This window comes from Variovorax sp. GW821-FHT09D07, from assembly GCF_059416345.1.
The window spans coordinates 236,077-258,521 of record NZ_JBWKOY010000002.1 but is presented as its reverse complement, the minus strand read 5'-3'; the positions used below and the strand labels follow the sequence as shown (position 1 = coordinate 258,521).

Genomic DNA, 22,445 nt, shown 5'->3' with positions numbered 1-22,445 from the left:
CTCAGATGATCTCGAGCTCGGCGCTCAGGGCCCCGGCCGACTTCATGGCCTGCAGGATCGACACCAGGTCCTGCGGGTTCGCACCCAGGCTGTTCAGCCCCTTGACCACATCGGCCAGCGAGGCGCCGCCGCGCACCATCTGGATCGCGCCGCCGCCCTGGTTGACGGAAATCTGCGAGGTCTGCGCCACCACCGTGCTGCCGCCCGAGAACGCGCCCGGTTGGCTGATCACCGGCTCGGTGTTGATCACCACCGACAGGTTGCCGTGCGCGATGGCGCAGTCTTTCACGCGCACCGCCTGGTTCATCACGACCGAGCCCGTGCGCGCATTCACCACCACCCGCGCGCCCGCCTGCGTGGGCGTGACCTCGAGCTCTTGCAGCTGCGCGAGAAAGCCCACGCGCCGCTGCGGCTCGGGCGCCTGCACGCGGATCACGCGTGCGTCCATCGCCTCTGCGGTGCCGGCGCCGAACTGGCGGTTGATGGCGTCCGTGGCGCGCTGCGCGGTGCCGAAGTCGGAGCGGTTCAGCTCGATGGTGAACGAGCCTTCCGCACCCACCGGTGCCTCGACCGTGCGCTCCACCAGCGCCCCGGCGGGAATGCGCCCCGAGCTCAGCTGGTTGACCTGCACCTTGCTGCCATTGGCCGCGGCGCCCGCGCCGCCGACCACCATGTTGCCCTGCGCCACGGCATACGTCGCGCCGTCCACGCCCTTGAGCGGCGTCATCAGCAGCGTGCCGCCGCGCAGGCTCTTGGCATTGCCCATGGACGACACGGTGACGTCGATGTTCTGGCCCGGGCGCGCGAACGACGGCAGCGTGGCCGTCACCATGACGGCCGCCACGTTCTTCAGCTGCATGTTCACGCCCTGCGGGATCGTGATGCCCAGCTGCTGCAGCATGTTGTTCAGGCTCTGCGTGGTGAACGGCGTCTGCATCGTCTGGTCGCCCGTGCCGTCCAGGCCGACCATGAGGCCGTAGCCGATGAGCGGGTTGTCGCGCACGCCCTGGATGCTGGCGAGTTCCTTCAGGCGCTCGGCATGCGCGGGCGCGATGAACAGGAGCGCGCACAGCGCCGCGATGCGCCAGCGATTCGAGGTGCGCGAAAACGGGAGGTGTGTCATCAGAATGGCATGACGTTCAAGAAGATGCGCTGCATCCAGCCCATGTGCTGGGCCTCATCGATGTAGCCCTTGGCCGAGTACTCGATGCGCGCATCGGCCACCAGCGTCGAGGGCACGGTGTTGTTGCCCGACACGGTGCGCGGGTTCACCACGCCCGAGAAGCGGATGTACTCGGTGCCCTGGTTGATGCCCATCTGCTTCTCGCCGCTCACCAGCAGGTTGCCGTTGGCCATGACGTCGGTCACGGTGACGGTGATCACGCCGTTGAAGGTGTTGTTGGCGTTGGCGCCGCCCTTGGCGTTGAGCGTGTTGGTGCCCGACAGCTTGGTGTCCTGCCCGTCGAGCAGGCCGCCGATGAGCTTGGGAATGGCCGCGAACACGCTGGTCGTGTTGCCCGTGCGGCTGGCATTGGCGCCCGAGTTCTTCGTCGCGTTGACCTTCTCGCTGATGAGGATGGTGAGGATGTCGCCGACGTTGCGCGGGCGGCGGTCTTCGAACAGCGCGTTGGCGCCGGGGCCGTCCTGGAAGATCGCACCGGGAGCGCGGCGCGCCTGCACCGCCGCGTACTGGTCGGCGCGCGCCGTCATCGGCTGGTGCACCAGTGGCTCGCGCGGCACCTGCGCGCAGCCGGCGGCCAGCGTGGCCGCGAGCAGCAGCGCCGCCGCCCGGCGAAGAAGACGCACCCCCGCCCGCATCACAACTGGGCCAGGCGCTGCAGCATCTGGTCCGAGGTCTGGACCGCCTTGCTGTTGATCTCGTACGAACGCTGGGTGGCGATCATGTTGACCAGTTCTTCCACCACGTTGACGTTGGAGGCCTCCACATAGCCCTGGCTCAGCGTGCCCGCGCCGTCCACGCCGGGGTTCACCTGGTTGGGCGCGCCCGAGGCGTCGGTCTCGGCGTACAGGTTCTCGCCCTGGCTCTGCAGGCCCGTCGGGTTGACGAAGGTCGCGAGCTGCAGCTGGCCGACCTGCACGGTGTTCGTGCCGCCCGCCTGCACCACCGACACGATGCCGTCGCGGCCCACGGTGATGCTGGTGGCGTTGGCCGGGATGGTGATGGCCGGCTGCACCGGGAAACCGCTGGCCGTGACCAGCTGGCCGTCGCGGTCGGTCTGGAACGAGCCGTCGCGCGTGTACGAGGTGGTGCCATCGGGCATCAGCACCTGGAAGAAGCCGCTGCCGCTGATGGCCACGTCGGTCGGCTTGTCGGTCTTGGTGAGGTTGCCCTGCGAGTGGATGCGCTCGGTGGCGACCACGTGCACGCCGGTGCCGACCTGCAGGCCCGAGGGCAGGCGCGTCTGGTCGGAGCTCTGGCCGCCGACCTGGCGCAGGTTCTGGTAGACCAGGTCTTCGAACACGGCGCGGCTGCGCTTGAAGCCGGTGGTGCCGACGTTGGCCAGGTTGTTGGAGACCACGTCGAGCTGCGTCTGCTGCGCGTCCAGGCCGGTCTTGGCGATGTAGAGGGAGCGGATCATTGAAAGGAGTTCCTGGAAGAGGGTCAGCCGTAGGCCAGCAGCTTGTTGGCGGTCTGCGCGTTGATGTCGGCGGTCTGCAGCGACTTCATCTGCATCTCGAAGCTGCGCGCGTTGGCGATCATGGCCACCATGGCATCGACCGGCTGCACGTTGCTGCCCTCGATGGCGCCCGAGATGAGCGTGACGGCCTCGTCGGCCTCGGCCGGCGGCAGGTCGGCGCGCATGCGGAACAGGCCGTCGTCGCCGCGCACGAGGTCGGTCACGGGCGGGTTGACGAGCTTGAGACGGCCCACCTCGGCGATGCCGGTGAGCACGGTCGAGGCCGCGTCGCGCGAACCCACGAGGCCGTTGGACGCAATGCTCACGGCCGAACCCGGCGGCACGGTGAGTGCGCCGTTGTCGCCCACCACGGGGCGCCCGCCCATGGTCGTGAGCTGGCCGTCGGCGCCGATCTGCAGGTTGCCGACGCGCGTGTAGGCCTCGCTGCCGTCGGCCGCCTGCACCACCAGCCAGCCTTCACCGCCCACCGCCACGTCGAGCGCGCGGCCGGTCTGCGTGAGCGGGCCGTGCGTGAAGTCGGCGCCGGGCGTGGTGGCGGCCACGAAGGCGCGCGTGGGCGCTTCTTCGCCGACCACGGGCACGGCGCGGAAGGTCGCGATCTGCGCACGGAAACCCGGCGTCGAGACGTTCGCCATGTTGTTGGCGACCACGGCCTGCTGCTCCATGGCCTGCTTGGCGCCGCTCATGGCGACATACAGCATTCGATCCACGCAATGCTCCCGGTCAGCGGATGTTCATGAGCGTCTGCATGACCTGGTCCTGCGTCTTCACGGTCTGCGCATTGGCCTGGTAGTTGCGCTGCGCGACGATGAGGTTCACCAGCTCGGAGGTCAGGTCGACGTTGGACGACTCCAGTGCGCCCGAGGCCAGCGAGCCGGCCTTGGTGCCTTCGCCCGGCGTGCCGGTGAGCGCATTGCCCGAGGCCTGCGTCTCGGCCCACACGTTGTTGCCCTTGGGCTCCAGGCCGTTGGGGTTGGCGAAGGACGACAGCACGACCTGGCCCAGCAGGCGCGTCTGCTCGTTGGAGAACTTGCCGGTGATGGTGCCGTCGGGGTTGATCGAGAACGCGGTGAGCTCGCCCGACTTGTAGCCGTCCTGGCCCAGCTTGCTCATGCCGTTGGCGCTGCCGAACTGCGTGGTGCCCGTGAGGTCGACCGAGGCGGTGAGCGGCGAGGCGCCGTTGGTGAAGGTGAGCGGCCCGATGTTGAACGCGCCCGAGGCCGGCGCGGTCATGACGCCCTTGGCATCGAACGTGACGTTGGACAGTGCGGCGCCGCCGTTCAGCGGCGCGCCGTCGGAGGTGCCGTACACGTTCCAGGTGTTGGCCGCCGTCTTCACGAAGTACACGGCCACGTCGTGCGGGTTGCCCAGCGAGTCGTAGATGGGCCCGATGGCGTTCGGGTAGTTGTAGGTGGCGGCGTCGGTGGGGTTGAACGGCGTCTTGGTGGGCGCCGTGCTGCGCGCGTCGAGGTTGAACTGCGCGTCGATGTTGGCCGTGGGCTTGGGCGGCATCATGCCGCCCTGCACCTGGATCGGGCCCGGCGTGCCGCCGCTGATGCCGCCGCTGGCGTTGGCGCCGTAGCCGGTGAGCTGCAGGCCCTGCGCGTTGACGATGTAGCCGTCCTTGTCGCGCGTGAACTGGCCGTTGCGCGAGTAGAAGACCTCGCCGCTGGGGCTGGCCAGGCGAAAGAAGCCGTCGCCGTTGAGGATGGCCACGTCCAGCGGGCGCGTGCTCGACTGCGTCACGCCCTGCGTGAAGTTCTGCGTCACGCCCGACACCGAGGCGCCCAGGCCCACGCGCGAGCCGGCGTACACGTCCTGGAAGGTGGCGGCGGCCGACTTGTAGCCCACCGTGCCCGAGTTGGCGATGTTGTTGCCGATGACGTCGAGGTTGGCCGCGGCCACGCCGAGTCCGCTGATGCCTTGGGAGAAACTCATGAGGGGGTCCTTGTTCGGTGCGAGGAAGAAGAGTGCGAAGGGCGCAGCCCGCACGGGCCACGCCGAAGACGAAGACGAAAGCTCAGAGGAACAGGCGCACGTCGCCCAGCCCGATGCTGGCGCCCGAGGCCAGCTCCAGCGTGACGCCGCCGGCGCCCTGCTTCACGGCGGCCACCTGCGAGAAGGTGAGCGCGGTGGCCTTCACCGTCGTGCCGTTGTTGCTGGCATCGACCGTGAAGCGGTAGGCGCCCGGCGGCACGGCCACGCCCAGGTCGTCCTTGCCGTCCCAGGTGACGGCGTTGACGCCTTCCTTCATGGCGCCCGCGTCGAGCGTGCGGATCACCTTGCCGGTGCTGTCGACGATCTTGATCTCGACGTCGGCGGCGGTGCCCGGCAGCTGCACGGCGAAGGCCTGCGTGGCGGGGTCCTTGCCGTCTTCGGGCTTCTTGGTCGTGAGCACGTCGCCGGGCGACAGCACGTTGTAGCCAATGAGCGAGGTGGCCTGCAGCAGCTGGTTGGCACCGGTCTGGTTGACGAGGCCCGAGAGCGTCGCGTTGAGCTTCTCGATGCCGCTCACGGTGCTCATCTGCGCGAGCTGCGAGGTGAGCTCGGCGTTCTGCATCGGGTTGAGCGGGTCCTGGTTGTTCAGCTGCGTGACCAGCAGCTTGAGAAAGCGCTGCTCGCTGTCGGCGCTGGACACGTTGTTGTTGCTGTTCGCCGCCGTGGGCGCGTTCAGCCCGCTGATGGACGAGGTGTCGGAAAGGGCCATGGAGTCGGTGTTCTTCCTGCGGGAGGCGCGTGTGCGTGCGTGGGTTACTGGCCGATGGTCAGCGTCTTGACCATCAGCGTCTTGGCGGTGTTGAGCACCTCGACGTTGGCCTGGTAGCTGCGCGAGGCCGAGATCATGTTGGTCATTTCCTCGACCACGTTGACGTTGGGCATCGCCACGTAGCCCTCGGCATTGGCGTGCGGGCTCTTGGGGTCGAACACCAGCTTGGCGGGCGACGGGTCTTCGATGACGCCGGCCACCTTGACGCCGCCGATGTCGCGCCGGCCCGAAGCGGCCACCTCGAACACCACCTGCTTGGCGCGGTAGGGCTGGCCGTCGGGGCCGGCCACGCTCTCGGCGTTGGCGAGGTTGCTCGCGGTCACGTTCATGCGCTGCGATTGCGCGGTCATGGCGGAGCCCGCCACGTCGAAGATGTTCATGGCTGTACCGCCGACAGGAGCGACTTGATCTTGGCGTTGATGAGGGTCAGGTTCGACTCGTAGCGCAGCGCGTTGTCGGCGAAGGCGACGCGTTCGACGTCCATCTCGACGGTGTTGCCGTCGAGGCTGGACTGGTGCGGCACGCGGTACAGCAGGTCGTCGCCGGCCGTGGCCTGCGCCTGGCCCGCGAGGTGGCGCGACGAGGTGGTGGCCATCGACACCGACGATGCGGCGCGGCCGCGCTCGACGGCGTCGCTCAGGCGCGCGCCGAAGTCGAAGTCGCGCGCCTTGTAGTTCGGCGTGTCGGCATGGGCGATGTTGGCCGCGAGCACCTCCTGGCGCTGTGCCCGGAGATGGAGCGCTTCGCGGTGGAAGCGAAACGCCGCATCCAGCTTGTCGATCATCTTTGTTCCATCTGTTGAGGCGTCGCCAGTGCACGGGGCGCAGCGACCGATGGAAAGCAAGTCTATGCATGCGGCGCGTTGGCAATCGTCCGAACAAAGGGGGGTTTCGCCTGCTGCTCGCACCTTCGCCGGCGGGGCGAATTCATAAGAATCCAGGGGCGCCGGTTGCGGCTTATCTGCACCGGCGCCCTCATTTTTCTGGCCCTCTTCTTTCGCCTTCGATGACCCTCTCGCCGCTTCGCCAACGCCTGCTGCGCACTGCCTGCGCGGTGGGGCTGTCGTGCGCGATGTCGACCGGTGCGATCGCAGGCGACGCGGCCGCGAAGGCGGTCGAGACCTACCTCCAGGTGCAAAGCGCCGGCCTGCCGGGCAAGGTGACGGTCAGCCTCGAAGGGCGCGGCACCGACGCCCTGCCCGCGTGCGAAGCCCCCGAGGTGTTCCTGCCGCCGGGCGTCACGCCGTGGGGCCGCATCTCGGTGGGCGTGCGTTGCCATGCCGAGCGGCCGTGGACGCGCTTCGTGCAGGCGCGTGTCGCGGTGGAAGGCCGCTACCTGGTGGCCGCGCGCGCCATCGACGCGGGCCGGGCGCTGGGCGCCGGCGACGTGGCCGAGCGCACCGGCGACCTCACGCGGCTGCCGCGCTCGGTGGTCACCAGCGCGGCCGAACTGGTCGGCGTGGTGAGCGCCAACCGCGTCGCGCCCGGCGCTCCGATCCGCAAGGAGCTGCTGCGCGGCGTCGCCGTGATCCAGCAGGGCCAGGCCGTGAAGGTGGTGGCGCAGGGGCCGGGTTTTGTCGTCAGCACCGAGGCCAAGGCCCTGAGCGGCGCCGCGGTGGGCGCGGTGGTGCAGGCCAGGACGCTGGACGGCCGGGTGATTCGCGGCGTGGCCGACGAGGAAGGACAGGTCCGGCTGGTGCAGTAGCAGCCGCCGCGTTGGCGCAGGCTTCACTTCATGCACGCCCTTCCTAAAGTTCTTGCACCGGCTGCCGATATACGGGTCAGCCCCTGAGGAATCACCTTGAAAATCGATCCCACCGCCCCTTCGGCCACGCCCCTGCACCGCACGCCCGCACCGGGCACGCCGGCTCCGTCGACGCCCGCCGAGGCCGTGCAGCGCCCGAAGGAAGCGGCGCCCGTTTCCGCGCTCGTCGATGCGATGCCCGCCGCCGTGGGGGGCAGCGATTTCGACGCCGCGCGCGTGGCCGCGATCCGCGAGGACATCCGCGCCGGCCGCTACGAGATCCGCCCCGAGCGCATCGCCGATGGCCTGCTGGCCAGCGTGCGCGAGCTGCTCGCACCGAAGGACGAGGCATGAGCACCTTGCTGGCGCACCTGCGCGCGGAAGCGGGCTGCATCGGGGAATTTCTCGTGGCGCTGGACCAGGAGGCGCAGGCCATGTCCGCCAGCGACTTCGACGCGCTGAACGCCATCGCCGGCCGCAAGACCGCGCTGCTGGACCGCATGGCCGAACTCGACCAACAGCGTGAATCGCTGCAGGCGGCGCTGGGCTTTGCGCCCGGCCGCGCGGGTGCGGATGCCGCCGCGGCAGCGGGCGGTGCGCCGACGCGCCAGGCCTGGAGCGAACTGCTCGCGCTCGCCGAAGACGCGCGCAACCGCAACCTGCACAACGGCACGCTCGTGTACGCGCACCTGGACTTCACGCAGCAGGCGCTGCACTTCCTGCAAGCCCGCGCCCAACCTTTCTACGGCCCCGACGGCGTGCGCAAGACGCAGGCCGGCGCGGGCACCCGGCTGGCCGCCGGCTGAACAGCAGCCGTGAACGCATCCGCACGTTTCGCCCTCCGACGCACCGCGATCCTGCGGGTGCTGATGCTGTGGCTCGCGTGCGCCGGCGCCCATGCCTTCGAACGGGCGCCCGCCGTGCGCCCGGACGACGCCATCAACCTGGGCCAGCTGCAGCCGGTGCGCGCGGCCGTCGGCGAGACGGCGCGCATCGCCTACTCGGGCGCGGCCATGGCCATTGCCATGTCGGCCGCCTACGTGCCGACGTACCGGCCGGGCGAACAGTCGATCGGCCTGGCCTTCGGCAGCTACCGGGGCTATTCGGCCGCGGCGCTGGGCTTCAAGCGCAGCTCGGGCGACGGCGACATGGCCTGGGGCATGGGCGTGTCCAGCACGGGCCGGGACTGGGGCTTCAACGCGGGCATCGGCTGGAAGCTGCCGCGCAGCACGGCCGCCGCCCGCCCCTGAGCCCACGCCATCGCCCCGGGACACCCTTCACCACCTTCGCATGGATGCCACCGACATGAAGACCTCTCCTGCCACGCCAACGCCCCGCCACGAGAAGGTCGCGCGCCGGGGAGCCCGCGCGTGATGGCCGCGCAGCAGGGCGCGCGCCGCATCGCGATGGTGGGCTGCGACGAGGCGCAGCAGGCCGGCTGGGGCAACCGCCTGCGCCTGATGGGCTGCGATCCCGTGTGCTTCGACGACAGCACGGACTTCCTGCTGGCCATCACCCAGGGCCTGCAGTTCGGCCTGCTGCTGGTGGTGCTGAAGGACGAAGGCGCCTGGCCGATCCTCACGGCGATGTGCCGCGCGCTGCGCATTCCCATCTTCCTGGTGGCGCGCGCCTCGCAACGCGACCTGCTGGTCGACGTGCTGTCGGCCGCGGGCGGCGAGACGCAGGGCGCCAGCATCGACTTCGCGGTGCTGCCCGTCGACGAGTTCGAGGTGGAGCTGCGCGTGCGCGAATCGCTGCGGCGCAACCGCACGCTGCTGCAGCCGCACGCCACAGCCGCGTGCTTCGGCGACTACCAGTTCCTGGGCGAGCGCCGCGTGGTGGTGTGCGACGGCACCGAGGTGCGCCTGAAGCCGCGCGAGTTCGAACTGGCGCTGCTGCTGTTTCGCAACGCCGGCCGGCTGCTGGAGCGCGACTGGCTGCTGGCCTCGCTGTGGGTGGATGCGCGCATCGAACGCACCAGCCGCACGCTGGACTGCTGCGTGGCCAGCATCCGCCGCAAGCTGTCGCTGCACAAGGGCGGCGAGTTCGTGCTGGTCTCGGTGTATGGACGGGGCTACGAGCTGCGGCACATGGCGCCGGCCGCGCGGTGCGCGTCGGACGTCGACGAGGCGCCGCTGATCGACACCGCGGACTTCCCGGACACCTCGAACGAGCCGGTGTGGCTCGGCGAAAGCGCGCGGGCCTGAGCATGCGCCCGCGCGACCAAAAAACCGTGACGACCTCCGGCCTCGAGGAACCACCCCGAAGGGCGGGTGCCGAAGCGTCCTCTACCAACGCCAGAAGACCGTCGCCGCCAGTATCCGCGCCTTACCTGAAGACAGGCTGAAGCCCCGCACAAAACCCTTCTGCTTCCGCACTCAGCCGCCAGTCAGTGAACGCACGTTCAATGGCGGGCACATCGTGAGGGGGAGATTCATTGCAGGACACCATGAGACTACTCGCAGAGGCATCGCTGATTCTTGCCCTGGCCATCGTCCTCGGCGGGTTGGTGCTCGGGCTGCTGGCGGGCCCGCAGGATTCCGACGACTAGTGGGGTGTCCGAGGTCGTGAAGGGTTAGCAGGTCAGTTCGCCCTGAAATAGATCCGCACGTCCGTGCAGATCGACATGCGCCATGTGTGTCGAGGTACCTCTTCTGCCGCGCGGCGGAAGTGCATGACTCCGGCCGATTGCGTCGTCGCACGCATGCCAAATCGCCTCAAAAAGCGCATCATCGTCACTGACGAACCCATGGTGTGGACTGTTCGCGAGGCAGAGCATGACTTGGTTCAAGAAGCTTGTCTGGATCGGCGCGGGACTCGCCGTGGGAGGCGGGTTTGCCCTGTTCGTGCTGGACGAACTGAAGACGTCCCGGCTGCAATCGGCCCTGTGGCGCGACCTGGCCGAGGGCGCCCGCTTCAGCGTCGAAGACGGTGCCAGCGACGCCATCCGCTTTCCCCGGACCGGCCCCTACGACGAGCGGCTGGGCTACCACCAGCTGCCGGGCTACATCGACCGCCTGGCGCCGCAGGGCTATGTCGTCACCCGCCAGGCCCGCATGTCGCCGCGGCTGATCGAACTGCAGGACTACGGGCTCTTCGCGCCCTACCGTGAGAAAAACCAGGCCGGCCTGACCGTGCGCGACTGCCGGGACACGGCGCTGCTGCACACCCGCGTGCCCCAGCGCGCCTACGAGCGCTTCGAGGAGGTGCCGCCGCTGCTGGTGAGCGCCCTGCTCTTCGTCGAAGACCGCCACCTGCTGGACGCGCAGCCGCTGCAGCGCAACCCCGCGATCGATCCGGAACGCTTCGCCAAGGCGGCGCTCGAGCAGGCGCTGCGCGCGGTCGGCCTGGGCCAGACGGCGACGGGCGGCAGCACGCTGGCCACCCAGCTCGAGAAGTACCGCCATTCGCCGCAGGGCCGCACCGGCTCGGTCGGCGACAAGCTGCGCCAGATGGCCTCGGCCTCGCTGCGTGCCTACCAGGACGGCGACGACACGCAGGCGCGGCGCCGCCAGATCGTCGTCGACTACCTCGACACCGTGCCGCTGGCCGCGCGCCCGGGCATGGGCGAGGTGCACGGGCTGGGCGACGGCCTGTGGGCCTGGTACGGGCGCGACTTCGGCGAGGTCAACCGCCTGCTGGCCGACAACGCGGAAGAGGCCGCAGCGCCCACGGACGAGGCGCTGCGGCAGCAGGCCGAGGCCTTCAAGCAGGCGCTGTCGCTGATGATCGCGCAGCGCCGCCCGTCGCAGCACCTGCTCGGCGACGGCGTCGGCCTAGCGCGGTTGACCGACAGCTACCTGCGGCTGATGGCCGAGGCCGGCCTGATCTCGCCCACGCTGCGCGACGCGGCGCTGCCGCTGTCCTTGCACCTGCAGCCACCGCTGCCGCCGACGCCCCGGCCCGACTTCGTGCAGCGCAAGGCCTCGACCGCGCTGCGCACCCACATCGGCACGCTGCTCGACGTGCCGCGGGCCTACGACCTGGAGCGCCTGGACCTCGAGGCCGAGACCAGCCTGGACGGCGAGGCGCAGGCGCTGGTGGCGCGCGTGCTGGCCGGCCTGCGCACGCCCGCCGCGACGAAGGCCGCGGGGCTGGTGGGCTCCCACATGCTCGACCCGGGCGCCGACCCCAGCCCGCTGATCTACAGCTTCACGCTGTTCGAGCGCAGCGCCGGGACCAACCTGCTGCGTATCCAGGCCGACAACATCGACCAGCCGTTCGACGTGAACCAGGGCGCGCGGCTGGACCTGGGCTCGACCGCCAAGCTGCGCACCCTGGTGAGCTACCTGGAGCTCGTGGCCGAGCTGCACGCGGGCTGGGTCGACCTGAGCCCGGCCCAGCTGTCGGCACTGGCGCCGAACCCGCGCGACCCGCTGGGCATGTGGGCGCGGCAGTACCTCCTGCGCACCAAGGATCGGCGTCTTGCGCCGATGCTGGAGGCGGCGATGGAGCGCAAGTACTCGGCGAACCCGGGCGAGGCCTTCTTCACCGGCGGCGGCCTGCACCAGTTCGAGAACTTCGAGCGCTCGCGCAACAGCAGTTCGATGACCGTGCGCGAAGGCTTCAAGCATTCGGTCAACCTGGTGTTCATCCGCCTGATGCGCGACCTGGTGCGCCACCGCATGTTCGGTGGCGCGTCGGGCGCCGAGCGCCTGCTGAAGGACCCTGCCGACCCGGGCCGGCGCGAGTTGCTTGCGCGCTTTGCCGACCGCGAAGGCTCGGCCTTCCTCACCCGCTTCCATCGCAAGTACCAGCACCTGCCGGCCGCGGACGCCGAGGCGCTGTTGCTGCGCGGCCTGAAGCCGTCGGCACCGCGCCTGGCGAGCGTGCTGTTCACCATCGAGCCCGAGGCCGACGACGCACGGCTCGACGCGCTCCTGGTGCAGCGGCTGGGCCGCAGCGCCGACTCGCCGCGCGCATTGGGGGCGCTGCGCCGCACCTACGCCGGCCTGTCGCTGGCCGATCGCGGGTATGTCGCGCGCGTGCATCCGCTGGAGCTCTGGCTGGTCGGCTACCTGCGGCGCCACCCCGGCGCCTCGCTGACCGAGGTGCTGGACGCGAGCGTGCGCGAACGCCAGGAGGTCTACGCCTGGCTCTTCAAGACGCGCCACAAGAGCGCGCAGGACAGGCGCCTGCGCGAGCTGATCGAGCTCGACGCCTTCGCGCAGATTCACCGCTCATGGCAGCGCGTGGGTTACCCCTTCGCATCGCTGACGCCGTCTTATGCGAGCGCGATCGGCGCCTCGGGCGACCGGCCGGCCGCCCTGGCGGAGCTGATGGGCATCCTCGCGAACGACGGCGTGCGGCTGCCCACGCAACGGGTCGGCGCCTTGCATTTCGCGCGCGACACGCCCTACGAGACACGGCTGGAGCCGCGCCATGCGAGCGCACAGCAGGTGCTGCCCGCCGAGGTGGCCGCCACGGTGCGCCGTGCCTTGGTCGAGGTGGTGAACGACGGCACCGCACGGCGGCTGAAGGGCGCACTGCTGGATGAGAACGGCCGCGCCCTCGAGATCGGCGGCAAGACCGGCACCGGCGACCACCGCTACGAACAGACCGGCCGCGGCGGACGGGTGATTTCGCAGCGCAAGATCGACCGCTCGGCCACCTTCGTGTTCATGATCGGCGACCGCTACTTCGGCACGATCCTGGCCTACGTGCACGAGCCCCATGCCGCGCGCCATCGGTTCACGAGCGCACTGCCAACCCAGCTGCTGAAGTCGCTGGGGCCGCAGTTGCTGCCGGTGCTGCAGCGCAGGGGGTGCGGGGGGCCGCAGCGGTCGCCATGAGGCGACATGGGCGGCCCAAAGACAAAGCCCCTGTAGCAGGGCTGCTACAGGGGCTTGAATCTGGAGGAGAGGGAGGGATTCGAACCCTCGGTACTATCGCTAGTACGCCTGATTTCGAGTCAGGTACATTCGACCACTCTGCCACCTCTCCGGTGCTGTCGAGCCTCAGATTATAGCCAGAAAAATCTGACTTTTGACGCCCTGCGCTTCAACCGCGCAAAACTTCGAGGCCGCCGAGGTACGGACGCAACGCCGCCGGCACATTGATCGAGCCGTCTTCGTTCTGGTGGTTCTCAAGCACAGCGACCAGCGCACGGCCCACGGCCAGGCCGGAGCCGTTGAGGGTGTGCACCAGCTCGTTCTTGCCCTGGGCGTTCTTGAAACGGGCCTGCAGGCGGCGCGCCTGGAAGGCTTCGCAGTTCGACACCGAGCTGATCTCGCGGTACGTGTTCTGCGCGGGCAGCCACACCTCGAGGTCGTAGGTCTTGGTGGAACCGAAACCCATGTCGCCGGTGCACAGCAGCACCACGCGGTACGGCAGCTCCAGCGCCTGCAGCACGGCTTCGGCGTGACCGGTCATCTGCTCGAGCGCGTCGTAGCTCTTCTCGGGGTGCACGATCTGCACCATCTCGACCTTGTCGAACTGGTGCTGGCGGATCATGCCGCGCGTGTCGCGCCCGGCGCTGCCGGCCTCGGAGCGGAAACACGGCGTGTGGGCCGTGAGCTTGATGGGCAGTTGCGCCTCGGGCACGACCTCGTCGCGCACGAAGTTGGTCAGCGGCACTTCGCTGGTCGGGATGAGGTACAGCGCCGAGTGGTCGGGCGCGGGCTCGCCGTCCTGGCCGCCCTTCTTCGCGGCGAACAGGTCGCCTTCGAACTTGGGCAGCTGGCCGGTGCCGCTGAGCGTGGCCGCATTGACCACGTAGGGCACGTAGCACTCGGTGTAGCCGTGCTGTTCGGTCTGCAGGTCGACCATGAACTGGGCCAGCGCACGGTGCAGGCGGGCGATCGGGCCCTTCATGACGGTGAAGCGCGAGCCCGAGAGCTTGGCGCCCATCTCGAAATCGAGCCCCAGCGGCGCGCCGAGGTCGACGTGGTCCTTGGGCGCGAAGGCCAGCGGCGTGGCGTTGGCGCCGGCGCCGCCCTGGGGCGCCCAGCGGCGCATCTCGACGTTGCCGGTTTCGTCTTCACCGAGCGGCACGCTGGCGTGCGGCAGGTTGGGCACGGCCAGCAGCAGCGCGTGCAGCTCGGGCTGGATTTCCTCGAGGCGCTTGGATTGCGATTCCTGCTCGGCCTTGAGCGCGTTGACCTCGGCCATGAGCGCGTCGACCGACTCGCCCTTGGCCTTGAGCGGGCCGATCTGCTTGTTCAGCGTGTTGCGGCGCGCCTGGATTTCCTCGGTGCGGGTCTGCAGCGTCTTGCGCTCGGCCTCGAGCGCGGTGAACGCCGAGACGTCGAGGTAGGGCTGGTTCTTCTTGCGTTTTTCGAGGCCGGCCACAGCGGAGGCCAGGTCTTTGCGGAGCAGGGTGATGTCGAGCATGGGGAGATTTTAGGTGGGCGCCCGGCCCGCGCCCGCCCTCCCCGCTCGCACGCCTGCGGCGACTCAGGCGACCGTGGCCGGATCGACGTTCGCCCCGCAGATGATCAGGCACACCTTCTCGCCCTCGCGCGGCACGTAGGCGCCGGTCTGCAGCGCCGCCAGCGGCAGCGCGGCGGCCGGTTCCACGGCGAGCTTCAGTTCTTTCCACAGCCACTGCTGGGCGGCGCGGATCGCGTCGTCGGACAGCAGCAGCGCGTCGCGCACCTGCTGCTGCGTGATCTCCCAGGCGATGGCGCCGATGCGGCGCGCGCCGAGCGAATCGGCCGCGATGCCGCCGACGTCCACGTCGACGGGCTCGCCGGCCTCGCGGGCGCGGAACAGCGTCGGGGCCTTCTCGGGCTCGAGCGCCACCACGCGGGCGCGCTGCTCGAACCAGCCGGCCAGGCCGCCGATCAGGCCACCGCCGCCCACGCTCACCAGCACGGCGTCGGGCAGGCCGCCCTGCGCCTCGATCTCGCGGCCGAGCGTGCCGGCGCCGGCCACCACTTCGGGCTGGTCGTAGGCATGGGTGAGCAAGGCACCCGTTTCCTTCTGGCGTGCCAGGCAGGCGGCCAGCGCGTCGGGGTACAGCTCGCCGACCACGACCACTTCGGCGCCCAGCGCCCGCAGGCGTGCGCGCTTGGCTTCGGGCGACACGCCCGGCAGGAACACCTGGCAGGGCACGCCCAGCGCCTTGGCGGCGGCCGCCGTGGCAATGCCGGCGTTGCCGCCCGAGGCCACGATCACGCCCGCGGCGGGGATGTCGTTGGCCAGCAGGCGGTTCATCATGCCGCGGGCCTTGAAGCTGCCGCTGACCTGCATGTGCTCCAGCTTGAGCCAGACTTCGGCGCCGGGCGCGGCCACGCCCAGGGCGGCGGCCGGCAGCTTCCACAGCGGCGTTTCACGCAGGAAATGGCCGGCGCGTTCGCCCAGCCTGCGGGAGGCGCTCTCGATGTCGGAGCGCCAATCGGTGTTTGTCATGATGTTCAGGAGATGTGCCCAGGGGGCGGGATGTCGTCGAGCTTGAGGCCCTTGGGAAGCGGGAACTTGATGGTTTCCTCGATGCCGTCCATCTTGCGCACCGACACGGCGCCGAAGGCGCGCACGCGCTCGATCACCTCGTGCACCAGCACCTCGGGCGCCGAGGCGCCGGCGGTGAGGCCGATGCGCGACTTGCCCTCGAACCATTCGGGCTTGAGTTCGTCGGCCGAGTCGACCATGTAGCTCTCGGTGCCCAGGCGCTGCGCCAGCTCGCGCAGGCGGTTGCTGTTGGAGCTGGTGGGGCTGCCGACCACGATCACGAGATCGACCTGCGGGCTCATGATCTTCACCGCGTCCTGGCGGTTCTGGGTGGCGTAGCAGATGTCCTGCTGCTTGGGCTCGCGCACGTTCGGGAAGCGCGCGCGCACGGCGGCGGCGATCTCGGCGGCGTCGTCCACGCTGAGCGTGGTCTGCGTGACCACGGCGAGCTTCTCGGTCTGCAGGGGCGAGGCGTTGGCCACGTCGGCCACGTCTTCCACGAGGTGGATGCCGCTCGACAGCTGGCCCATCGTGCCCTCGACCTCGGGGTGGCCCTTGTGCCCGATCATGATGAATTCGTAGCCCTCTTTCGCGAGCTTGGCCACCTCGACGTGCACCTTGGTCACGAGCGGGCAGGTGGCGTCGAAGATCGAGAAGCCGCGGTCGCGCGCCTCCTGCTCCACCGCCTTGCTCACGCCGTGCGCGCTGAACACCAGCGTGGAGCCGGGCGGCACGTCGGAGAGCTCCTCGATGAAGATCGCGCCCTTGGCCTTGAGCTCGTTCACCACGTAGGTGTTGTGCACGATCTCGTGGCGCACGTAGATCGGCGCGCCGAACTTGGCGAGGGCGCGCTCGACGATCTCGATGGCGCGGTCCACGCCGGCGCAGAAGCCGCGCGGCTCGGCCAACAGGACTTCTTCGATGTTCGGGTTCATAGCACGCCGATCAGCTTCACTTCGAAGGTGACGGGCTGGCCTGCCAAGGGGTGGTTGAAGTCGAAGCGCACGCCGGTCTCGTTCGACTCGACGACCGCGCCCGCGTAGCTGCCCGAGCCGTCGGGCGTGGGGAACTGCACCACGTCGCCGACGGCGTACTGCTCGTCGGGGTCGCCCATCTGGGCCAGCAGCTTGCGCGCCACCCATTGCTGCATGTCGGGGTTGCGCTCGCCGAAGGCCTCGCCGGCGGGCAGCTCGAAAGTGGCGTGCGCGCCCTCTTCCATGCCCATCAGGCGCTGCTCCATGGCCGGCGAGAGCTCGCCGGTGCCCAGCGACAGCGTGGCGGGCTTGTCGGCGAAGGTGTTGATGATGTCGCCCGCCGGACCGGCCAGCCGGTAGTGCAGGGTCAGGAAGGAGCCGGAAGTCACAACTTGGGACATGGGTGCAGCGAAGGTGGGCAAAGACGAGGGAGGTGTCCCGATAAACTGACCCTCATTTTAAGGATCGGGGCAACATCTCGCCCCGGCCCAGGTTTCTGCAGGGTTTCATGGCATTCAAGGATCTCCCTCTCGACGCCCGGCCGCGCGAAAAGCTCATCGCGCGGGGCGCCGCCGCGCTGGCCGACGCCGAGCTGCTGGCGCTGCTGCTGCGCACCGGCGTGGCCGGCAAGAACGTGCTCCAGCTGGCCCAGCAACTGCTCGAACGCTTCGGCGGGCTGTCGGGGCTGCTGCACACCGCGCCCGATGACCTCAAAGAGGTCAAGGGCATGGGCGGCAGCGCCAAGCGCTCCGAACTCACGGCGGTGCTCGAACTGGCGCGCCGCGCCATGGGCGAGCGCCTGAAGGAGCGCACGGTGTTCGACTCGCCCGAGGCGGTCAAGCAGTACCTGCAGATGCACATCGGCTCGCGCCCGCACGAGGTGTTCGCGGTGCTGTTCCTCGACGTGCAGCACCGCCTGCTCACGCTCGAGGAGCTGTTTCGCGGCACGCTCACGCAGACCAGCGTCTACCCGCGCGAGGTCGTCACCCGCGCGCTGCACCACCAGGCCGCGGCCGTGGTGCTGGCCCACAACCACCCCAGCGGCAGCATCGAGCCCTCGCGTGCCGACGAATCGCTCACGCAGACGCTGCGCGCCGCGCTGGCGCTGGTCGACGTGCGCGTGCTCGACCACGTCATCGTGAGCCCGGGCCAGAGCTTCTCGATGGCGGAACGGGGGCTGCTCTGATGGCGTCGTCTTCTTCGCGTCCCCCGGCCCTGAAGAACCTGGCCGACCTCAAGCAGGTGCAGCGCGTGCTCGCCGAAACCCGCGAGCGCGAGGCCGCGGAGGCTGCCGCGCGCGCCGCGGCCGAGCGCAAGCGCGCCGCCGAGAAAGACCTGTTCACGCGCGCCATCGGCGCCACCGAGCCGCTGCGCCGCAAGGCCGCCGTGGCGCTCGCGCCCGAGCCGCCCGCGCCCATTCCGTTTCAGCACCAGCTCGACGAGCAGCGCGTGCTGCGCGAGTCGCTGTCCGACGAGTTCGACGTGACCACGCTGCTCGACGTCGACGACGCCATGAGCTTTCGCCGCCCCGGCATCGGCACCGACATCACGGCGCGGCTGCGCAAGGGCGACTGGGCGATCCAGGGGCAGGTCGACCTGCACGGCCTGCGCAGCGACGAGGCGCGCGAGGCGCTCGGCGGCTTCATCCGCAACGCCCACAAGCAGGGGCTGCGCTGCGTGCGCGTGGTGCACGGCAAGGGCCTGGGCTCGCCCGGCAAGCAGCCGGTGCTCAAGACCAAGACGCAGCGCTGGCTGATCCAGAAGAACGAGGTGATCGCCTTCGTGCAGGCCAAGCCGGCCGAAGGCGGGGCCGGGGCGCTGGTGGTGCTGCTGGCGCCCGTGCGGCGCTGACACGGCGCCGCACGGGCCCTGCCCTTACTTGCTCAGATCGACCTTGTAGACCGAGCGGCCCTTGCCACTTTCATCGTCCGCCTTCAGCAGCGAGATGTTCGTCAACCCCGCGTCCGTGGCCGCGCTCAATTGCCCCTGGCCCGACGTGATCGTCACGTTGCCCGCGGTCGTCACCTTGGTGAAGCGCCAGCTGCGCGCCGCGCCGTCGGCCGCGCGCGTGATCGTCTTCTTCGCCTTGATGTACGCGATCAGCACGTCGCGGTTCGCATCGGGCGAGGCGTAGATCGTCGCGCGCCCGTCCAGCGCCGGAATGAAGCTCGCACCGCTGGTCGCGCGGTAGTTGTTCGTGGCAATCACGAACTCCTTCGCCGGGTCGATGGGCGCGCCCAGGTACATGAGGTTCTTGATGCGGCTGCCCACGGCCTGCGTCACGTCGATCTCGTACTGCATGTCGGGCGTGGTGAACATGTCGAAGTTGTAGCCCGGGAAGGTGCTGATCAGCGGCTGGTCGGTCGTGAGCGCCGGGTCGATCCTGTTGAAGCGCTTGGCCGCGGCTTCGAGCCAGCCCTTGATCTCGGCACCCGTCACCTTCACCGCGTACACCGTGTTCGGGTACAGGTACAGGTCGGCCGCGCTGAAGATCGCCAGGTTGCCCACGGCCACGTCGGTGTAGTCGCGCCCGCCTTCGAAGCCCGACTTGAAGGGTGCGCTCACCGACAGCACCGGCAGGCCCGCGTACTGCGGCAGGCTGGCCTGGATGTAGGTCTTCACATAGTCGGCCTGGGCCTGGTTCACGATCTGGATCGCGCCCGGGTCGCCCACGTCGGCGAAGAAGGTGTTCATGCGGAAGTCGGTGCTACCGATCGGCGTCTTCACGTAGTCGATCGCGGCCTGGTGCTGGGTGTCGACCAGCGGCGCCACGCTCGGGTCGGCATCGACGTACACGGCCTTGCCCGCGCCGTCCTTGCCGGTTTGCGTGGAGCGTGCCTCGACCAGCGTCTTGGTCTTGTCCACGCCCCAGGCCTTGCCGTCCCACACGAGCTCTAGCTTCACGAGGCCCAGCGCCTTGCCCCACGAACTGGGCATCACGGCCGGCACGCCGTTGACGGTGCCGGCGGCGTTGTCCACGCCGGGCTGCGTGTAGCCGGGCTTGGCGCCGCGGTCGGGGAACAGGCCGTGCTGGTGGCCCATCATGAGCACGTCGATGCCGGGCACCTTCGACAGGTACAGGCCCGGGCTTTCCATCGTCGGCGAATACGGCGAGGCATCGAGGCCGCCGTGCTGCAGCGCGACCACGATGTCGGCGCCCTTCTCGCGCAGCTCGGGCACATAGCGCTTGGCCGCTTCGACCGCGCCTTCGGTGCGCAGCTTGCCTTCGAGAAAGCGCTTGTCCCAGTTCATGATGCCGGGCGTGGTGAAGCCGATCACGCCGACCTTCACCGGCACCGTCACGCTCTTGCCGTCCGGCGCGGTGGCGGTGAACTGCTTGGTGACGATGGTGTAGGGCGCCACGAGCGGCTTGCCGCTCTTGAGGCTGTGCACGTTGGCCACCACCATCGGGAAGCTCGGGCCTGCGCACTTCTTGCTGCCGTCCACGCCCTCGACATCGAGACCGCCGCCGAGCACCTGGTTGAGGAAGTCCAGGCCGTAGTTGAACTCGTGGTTGCCCAGTGTGCCGGCGTCATAGCCGGTGGCGTTCATCACCTTGTACATCGACAGCGGCTGCGTGCACGGGATGCGGCTGACCAGCGCCTCGTAGTCGGCCAGCGCGGTGCCCTGGATGGTGTCGCCGTTGTCGAACAGCATCGTGTTCGCGAACTCCTTGCGCGCGGCGTTGATGAGCGTCGCGGTGCGCTCGTAGCCGTACGACTTGTCTTCGGCGAGCTTGAAGTAGTCGTAGCTGCGCACGTTGAAGTGCAGGTCGGTCGTTTCGAGCAGCGCGACCGTGGTGCGCGTGCCGGCGGCCACGGGCGCCGGGGCGGGTGCGGGCGCCGGGGGCGGAACGATCGGGGGGAACGTGGTGCCGCCTCCGTTGCCACCGCCACAGGCGGTGAGCACGGCGGCCAGGACGGCGGCACAGGTGGACATGGGGGCGAGGCGCGCCAGCGACGCGGCCACTGCGTTGTTCATCGAGAGGTCTCCCTGCGGATATGAGGAAGGACCAGTCTCCGAAAGCCGGGTGACAGACCGGTGAATCCAGGCCTGTCGTGCAGCGCCGTTGCGACAGCGGTTACGTCAGGTGATTCTTTAGTGGTACCGCCGCGTCCGCCACCGCCTCGGGCGCGGGGCTGCGGCCCGCTTCGAGCAGCTTGCGGCTCATCATGTGATCGACCGGCGCGTTCACCGATTCGACGCACACGAGCTGGCCGTCGACGTAGTGGAACAGCGAGAACGCCTCGGGCTTCGGCCCCGCGCGGCGCACGCTCACCAGGCCCAGCGTGCCTTCGGCCGGCATCAGGCCCGCCATCTGCAACCGCAGGCCGCCCTGGTCGGACCAGAACCACGCGACCGCGTCGTGATCGCGTGCGGCGCCGGTCAGCGTGGCCACGGCCGTGCGCGCCTGGTCGTTCGCGTTCTGCACCGATTCGAGCCGCAGCGCGCGGCCTGCGCGGCGGTCGGGGAAGCGCGTGCAATCGCCCACCGCGAGCACATCGACCGCGCTGGTCTGCATGTGGCCGTCGACCACGATGCCGTCGGCGCATTCGAGGCCCGCGGCCTGCGCGAGCGCGGTCTCGGGCACCGCGCCGATGCCCAGCAGCAGCAGGTCGATGGGCTGCTTCACGCCGTTGACCTCGACCGACACGAGCCGGTCGCCCACGACCTCGAAGGCGCCGGTCTGCGCACCCAGCACGATGTCGATGCCGGCCGCGCGGTGCGTGGCCAGCACGTGCGCCGACAGCTCGGGCGACACGGCGCGGCCCAAGAGGCGCGGCGCGCACTCGATCACCTGCACGCGCTTGCCCAGCGCTTGCGCGGTCGCTGCCACTTCGAGGCCGATGAAGCCGCCGCCCAGCACCGTGACCTGCTGTGCATCCGCCAGCCGCGTGCGCAGGCGATGTGCTTCGTCGGCGGCGCGCAGGCTCGCGACGTTCTCCAGGCCTTGCGGCAGGCCGGGCATCTGGCGTGCGCGCGTGCCGGTGGCCAGCACCAGGCGCTCCCACGGCAGCACCGCGCCCGAACGCAGCGTGACGGTGTGTGCCTCGCGGTCGATGGCCACGGCGGCGTCGCCCAGGTGCAACGTGATGCCCGCTTCGCGGTACCAGTCGGCGGCCTTGTGCGGCTGCGTGGTTTCTTCGGCGCTCTTGAGGAAGGCCTTCGACAGCGGCGGGCGGTGATACGGCTCGCAGGCCTCTTCGCAGACCAGGTGCACGCGCGCGCCCTGCCCGGCTTCCGCCAGGCCGGCGCAGAGCTGGGCCGCGGCGTGGCCGCCGCCGATGATGACGATGGAATTCATGGACAAAGATCCTTCGAGTCGTTGTGTATGTGGTTCATTCGACGGCCTGGCCCCTTCGTGGAACACCGCGGAACCGGCTTTGCCGGGCCGCTGGTGTTGCCCCCGGCAGGGGGTTGGCGAAGCGACACGAAGTGCGCATAGCCTGGGGGCGAGCCTGATCTATTCGCCGCGGTTGCGCATCCAGTCGGCGGTCTTGAAGAAGGAATCGCGCAGGCGTGCGCGCAGGTCTTCAGGCACGCCGGTCTCGCCCATCGCCTGGTCCATGCAGGCCAGCCACTGGTCGCGTTCCTTGATGCCGATGCTGTGGCCGCCGATGGCCTGCGGCAGGTGCCGCGCGCGCAGCATGGGGTGGCCGAAGCGGTCGGTGTAGTGGGCGGGCCCGCCGAGCCAGCCGCACAGGAACCAGAAGAGGCGCTGGCGCGCGTTGTCCAGGTCGGTGCCGTGCACGGCGCGCAGTTGCGCGTAGGCCGGCTCGAGGTCCATCAGGTCGTAGAAGCGCTCGACCAGCGCCGCCACCTTCGGCTCGCCGCCGATCCACTCGAAGGGCGTGCCGGCGGGCGGTTTGTCTTGAATCTGCATGAAAGCGAGTATCCCCTCGGGTCCGC

The 22,445-nt window shown here is 69.6% G+C and carries 23 protein-coding genes and 1 tRNA gene; 8 read left to right on the top strand and 16 right to left on the bottom strand.

Translation table 11 applies throughout. The annotated features are described in order from the left end of the window. Window position 1: 1 nt before the first annotated feature. The 8 genes from AC07OX_RS07510 to flgB form a co-directional block, all read right to left on the bottom strand. Complete coding sequence (locus tag AC07OX_RS07510; RefSeq protein ID WP_447741791.1) at window positions 2-1,123, bottom strand: flagellar basal body P-ring protein FlgI; 1,122 nt, start codon at window positions 1,121-1,123, stop codon at window positions 2-4. Continuing rightward, window positions 1,123-1,818 carry a flagellar basal body L-ring protein FlgH gene (locus AC07OX_RS07505; RefSeq protein ID WP_159278101.1) on the bottom strand — a complete coding sequence of 232 codons (696 nt, stop codon included), beginning with the start codon at window positions 1,816-1,818 and terminating at the stop codon, window positions 1,123-1,125. The genes AC07OX_RS07510 and AC07OX_RS07505 overlap by 1 nt, the downstream gene beginning before the upstream one ends. Beyond that, window positions 1,818-2,600 (bottom strand): flagellar basal-body rod protein FlgG, encoded by a 783-nt coding sequence (gene flgG / locus AC07OX_RS07500; protein ID WP_062469245.1) that lies wholly within the window; start codon window positions 2,598-2,600, stop codon window positions 1,818-1,820. Before flgG ends, AC07OX_RS07505 begins: the two co-directional genes overlap by 1 nt. Before the next feature lie 23 nt (window positions 2,601-2,623). Then, complete coding sequence (locus AC07OX_RS07495) at window positions 2,624-3,370, bottom strand: flagellar basal body rod protein FlgF (protein ID WP_307694679.1); 747 nt, start codon at window positions 3,368-3,370, stop codon at window positions 2,624-2,626. Between the two features lie 13 nt (window positions 3,371-3,383). Beyond that, window positions 3,384-4,598 (bottom strand): flagellar hook protein FlgE, encoded by a 1,215-nt coding sequence (flgE, locus tag AC07OX_RS07490; RefSeq protein ID WP_495260762.1) that lies wholly within the window; start codon window positions 4,596-4,598, stop codon window positions 3,384-3,386. 82 nt (window positions 4,599-4,680) lie between these two features. Then, window positions 4,681-5,367, bottom strand: coding sequence for a flagellar hook assembly protein FlgD (locus AC07OX_RS07485; RefSeq protein ID WP_070061527.1), 687 nt, complete (start codon window positions 5,365-5,367; stop codon window positions 4,681-4,683). A 44-nt stretch (window positions 5,368-5,411) separates the two neighbouring features. Then, a complete protein-coding gene (gene flgC, locus AC07OX_RS07480) occupies window positions 5,412-5,807 on the bottom strand; it encodes a flagellar basal body rod protein FlgC (protein ID WP_062469232.1) in 396 nt (131 codons plus the stop codon). After that, on the bottom strand, window positions 5,804-6,211 hold the full coding sequence (gene flgB / locus AC07OX_RS07475; protein WP_159274363.1) for a flagellar basal body rod protein FlgB: 408 nt from the start codon (window positions 6,209-6,211) through the stop codon (window positions 5,804-5,806). The genes flgC and flgB overlap by 4 nt, the downstream gene beginning before the upstream one ends. Window positions 6,212-6,432: 221 nt before the next feature. Here flgB and flgA point away from each other — a divergent pair, with 221 nt between their 5' ends. From flgA to AC07OX_RS07445, 6 genes are all read left to right on the top strand, one after another. Next, window positions 6,433-7,131, top strand: coding sequence for a flagellar basal body P-ring formation chaperone FlgA (flgA, locus tag AC07OX_RS07470; RefSeq protein ID WP_495260763.1), 699 nt, complete (start codon window positions 6,433-6,435; stop codon window positions 7,129-7,131). Between the two features lie 96 nt (window positions 7,132-7,227). Continuing rightward, the gene (gene flgM / locus AC07OX_RS07465) at window positions 7,228-7,524 is read left to right on the top strand and encodes a flagellar biosynthesis anti-sigma factor FlgM (RefSeq protein ID WP_495260764.1); all 297 of its coding nucleotides are present in this window, start codon (window positions 7,228-7,230) and stop codon (window positions 7,522-7,524) included. Next, window positions 7,521-7,976, top strand: coding sequence for a flagella synthesis protein FlgN (locus AC07OX_RS07460; RefSeq protein WP_495260765.1), 456 nt, complete (start codon window positions 7,521-7,523; stop codon window positions 7,974-7,976). The genes flgM and AC07OX_RS07460 overlap by 4 nt, the downstream gene beginning before the upstream one ends. A 9-nt stretch (window positions 7,977-7,985) precedes the next feature. Beyond that, on the top strand, window positions 7,986-8,420 hold the full coding sequence (locus tag AC07OX_RS07455; RefSeq protein WP_495260766.1) for a YadA-like family protein: 435 nt from the start codon (window positions 7,986-7,988) through the stop codon (window positions 8,418-8,420). A 123-nt stretch (window positions 8,421-8,543) separates the two neighbouring features. Next, window positions 8,544-9,377, top strand: a complete 834-nt coding sequence (locus AC07OX_RS07450; protein WP_495260767.1) for a response regulator transcription factor — start codon at window positions 8,544-8,546, stop codon at window positions 9,375-9,377. Between the two features lie 570 nt (window positions 9,378-9,947). Beyond that, window positions 9,948-12,962: a transglycosylase domain-containing protein gene (locus AC07OX_RS07445; RefSeq protein WP_495260768.1), complete on the top strand. Its 3,015-nt coding sequence runs from the start codon at window positions 9,948-9,950 to the stop codon at window positions 12,960-12,962. A 61-nt stretch (window positions 12,963-13,023) separates the two neighbouring features. On the opposite strand, the gene AC07OX_RS07440 is transcribed toward AC07OX_RS07445, so the two are convergent. The 5 genes from AC07OX_RS07440 to AC07OX_RS07420 form a co-directional block, all read right to left on the bottom strand. Next, a tRNA-Ser gene (locus tag AC07OX_RS07440) sits at window positions 13,024-13,113 on the bottom strand. A gap of 57 nt (window positions 13,114-13,170) precedes the next feature. Then, complete coding sequence (serS, locus tag AC07OX_RS07435) at window positions 13,171-14,502, bottom strand: serine--tRNA ligase (protein WP_307696204.1); 1,332 nt, start codon at window positions 14,500-14,502, stop codon at window positions 13,171-13,173. A gap of 63 nt (window positions 14,503-14,565) precedes the next feature. After that, entirely contained in the window at window positions 14,566-15,522 is a 957-nt protein-coding gene (locus tag AC07OX_RS07430) for a threonine/serine dehydratase (protein ID WP_095743997.1), read from the bottom strand. 5 nt (window positions 15,523-15,527) lie between these two features. Then, on the bottom strand, window positions 15,528-16,496 hold the full coding sequence (gene ispH, locus AC07OX_RS07425) for a 4-hydroxy-3-methylbut-2-enyl diphosphate reductase (RefSeq protein ID WP_095743996.1): 969 nt from the start codon (window positions 16,494-16,496) through the stop codon (window positions 15,528-15,530). Continuing rightward, window positions 16,493-16,936, bottom strand: a complete 444-nt coding sequence (locus tag AC07OX_RS07420) for an FKBP-type peptidyl-prolyl cis-trans isomerase (RefSeq protein WP_062469447.1) — start codon at window positions 16,934-16,936, stop codon at window positions 16,493-16,495. Before AC07OX_RS07420 ends, ispH begins: the two co-directional genes overlap by 4 nt. Before the next feature lie 107 nt (window positions 16,937-17,043). On the opposite strand from AC07OX_RS07420, the gene radC reads away from it, so the two are divergent. Beyond that, complete coding sequence (radC, locus tag AC07OX_RS07415) at window positions 17,044-17,721, top strand: RadC family protein (RefSeq protein ID WP_492734218.1); 678 nt, start codon at window positions 17,044-17,046, stop codon at window positions 17,719-17,721. Next, window positions 17,721-18,386, top strand: coding sequence for a Smr/MutS family protein (locus tag AC07OX_RS07410; RefSeq protein WP_070061513.1), 666 nt, complete (start codon window positions 17,721-17,723; stop codon window positions 18,384-18,386). The genes radC and AC07OX_RS07410 overlap by 1 nt, the downstream gene beginning before the upstream one ends. A gap of 24 nt (window positions 18,387-18,410) precedes the next feature. Here AC07OX_RS07410 and AC07OX_RS07405 read toward each other — a convergent pair whose 3' ends face one another. From AC07OX_RS07405 to AC07OX_RS07395, 3 genes are all read right to left on the bottom strand, one after another. Further along, the gene (locus tag AC07OX_RS07405; protein WP_495260894.1) at window positions 18,411-20,474 is read right to left on the bottom strand and encodes a bifunctional 2',3'-cyclic-nucleotide 2'-phosphodiesterase/3'-nucleotidase; all 2,064 of its coding nucleotides are present in this window, start codon (window positions 20,472-20,474) and stop codon (window positions 18,411-18,413) included. A gap of 142 nt (window positions 20,475-20,616) precedes the next feature. Continuing rightward, the gene (locus tag AC07OX_RS07400) at window positions 20,617-21,840 is read right to left on the bottom strand and encodes an NAD(P)/FAD-dependent oxidoreductase (RefSeq protein WP_495260769.1); all 1,224 of its coding nucleotides are present in this window, start codon (window positions 21,838-21,840) and stop codon (window positions 20,617-20,619) included. A 159-nt stretch (window positions 21,841-21,999) separates the two neighbouring features. Next, window positions 22,000-22,419 carry a group II truncated hemoglobin gene (locus AC07OX_RS07395; RefSeq protein ID WP_447741765.1) on the bottom strand — a complete coding sequence of 140 codons (420 nt, stop codon included), beginning with the start codon at window positions 22,417-22,419 and terminating at the stop codon, window positions 22,000-22,002. Window positions 22,420-22,445: the final 26 nt, after the last annotated feature.

Bases quoted from the DNA above. Each gene is read 5' to 3' on its own strand.
- AC07OX_RS07510 (WP_447741791.1), bottom strand. From the start codon at position 1,123: ATGACACACCTCCCGTTTTCGCGCACCTCGAATCGCTGGCGCATCGCG.
- AC07OX_RS07505 (WP_159278101.1), bottom strand. From the start codon at position 1,818: ATGCGGGCGGGGGTGCGTCTTCTTCGCCGGGCGGCGGCGCTGCTGCTC.
- flgG (WP_062469245.1), bottom strand. From the start codon at position 2,600: ATGATCCGCTCCCTCTACATCGCCAAGACCGGCCTGGACGCGCAGCAG.
- flgE (WP_495260762.1), bottom strand. From the start codon at position 4,598: ATGAGTTTCTCCCAAGGCATCAGCGGACTCGGCGTGGCCGCGGCCAAC.
- AC07OX_RS07485 (WP_070061527.1), bottom strand. From the start codon at position 5,367: ATGGCCCTTTCCGACACCTCGTCCATCAGCGGGCTGAACGCGCCCACG.
- flgC (WP_062469232.1), bottom strand. From the start codon at position 5,807: ATGAACATCTTCGACGTGGCGGGCTCCGCCATGACCGCGCAATCGCAG.
- flgB (WP_159274363.1), bottom strand. From the start codon at position 6,211: ATGATCGACAAGCTGGATGCGGCGTTTCGCTTCCACCGCGAAGCGCTC.
- flgA (WP_495260763.1), top strand. From the start codon at position 6,433: ATGACCCTCTCGCCGCTTCGCCAACGCCTGCTGCGCACTGCCTGCGCG.
- AC07OX_RS07460 (WP_495260765.1), top strand. From the start codon at position 7,521: ATGAGCACCTTGCTGGCGCACCTGCGCGCGGAAGCGGGCTGCATCGGG.
- AC07OX_RS07450 (WP_495260767.1), top strand. From the start codon at position 8,544: ATGGCCGCGCAGCAGGGCGCGCGCCGCATCGCGATGGTGGGCTGCGAC.
- AC07OX_RS07445 (WP_495260768.1), top strand. From the start codon at position 9,948: ATGACTTGGTTCAAGAAGCTTGTCTGGATCGGCGCGGGACTCGCCGTG.
- serS (WP_307696204.1), bottom strand. From the start codon at position 14,502: ATGCTCGACATCACCCTGCTCCGCAAAGACCTGGCCTCCGCTGTGGCC.
- AC07OX_RS07430 (WP_095743997.1), bottom strand. From the start codon at position 15,522: ATGACAAACACCGATTGGCGCTCCGACATCGAGAGCGCCTCCCGCAGG.
- ispH (WP_095743996.1), bottom strand. From the start codon at position 16,496: ATGAACCCGAACATCGAAGAAGTCCTGTTGGCCGAGCCGCGCGGCTTC.
- AC07OX_RS07420 (WP_062469447.1), bottom strand. From the start codon at position 16,936: ATGTCCCAAGTTGTGACTTCCGGCTCCTTCCTGACCCTGCACTACCGG.
- radC (WP_492734218.1), top strand. From the start codon at position 17,044: ATGGCATTCAAGGATCTCCCTCTCGACGCCCGGCCGCGCGAAAAGCTC.
- AC07OX_RS07410 (WP_070061513.1), top strand. From the start codon at position 17,721: ATGGCGTCGTCTTCTTCGCGTCCCCCGGCCCTGAAGAACCTGGCCGAC.
- AC07OX_RS07405 (WP_495260894.1), bottom strand. From the start codon at position 20,474: ATGTCCACCTGTGCCGCCGTCCTGGCCGCCGTGCTCACCGCCTGTGGC.
- AC07OX_RS07400 (WP_495260769.1), bottom strand. From the start codon at position 21,840: ATGAATTCCATCGTCATCATCGGCGGCGGCCACGCCGCGGCCCAGCTC.
- AC07OX_RS07395 (WP_447741765.1), bottom strand. From the start codon at position 22,419: ATGCAGATTCAAGACAAACCGCCCGCCGGCACGCCCTTCGAGTGGATC.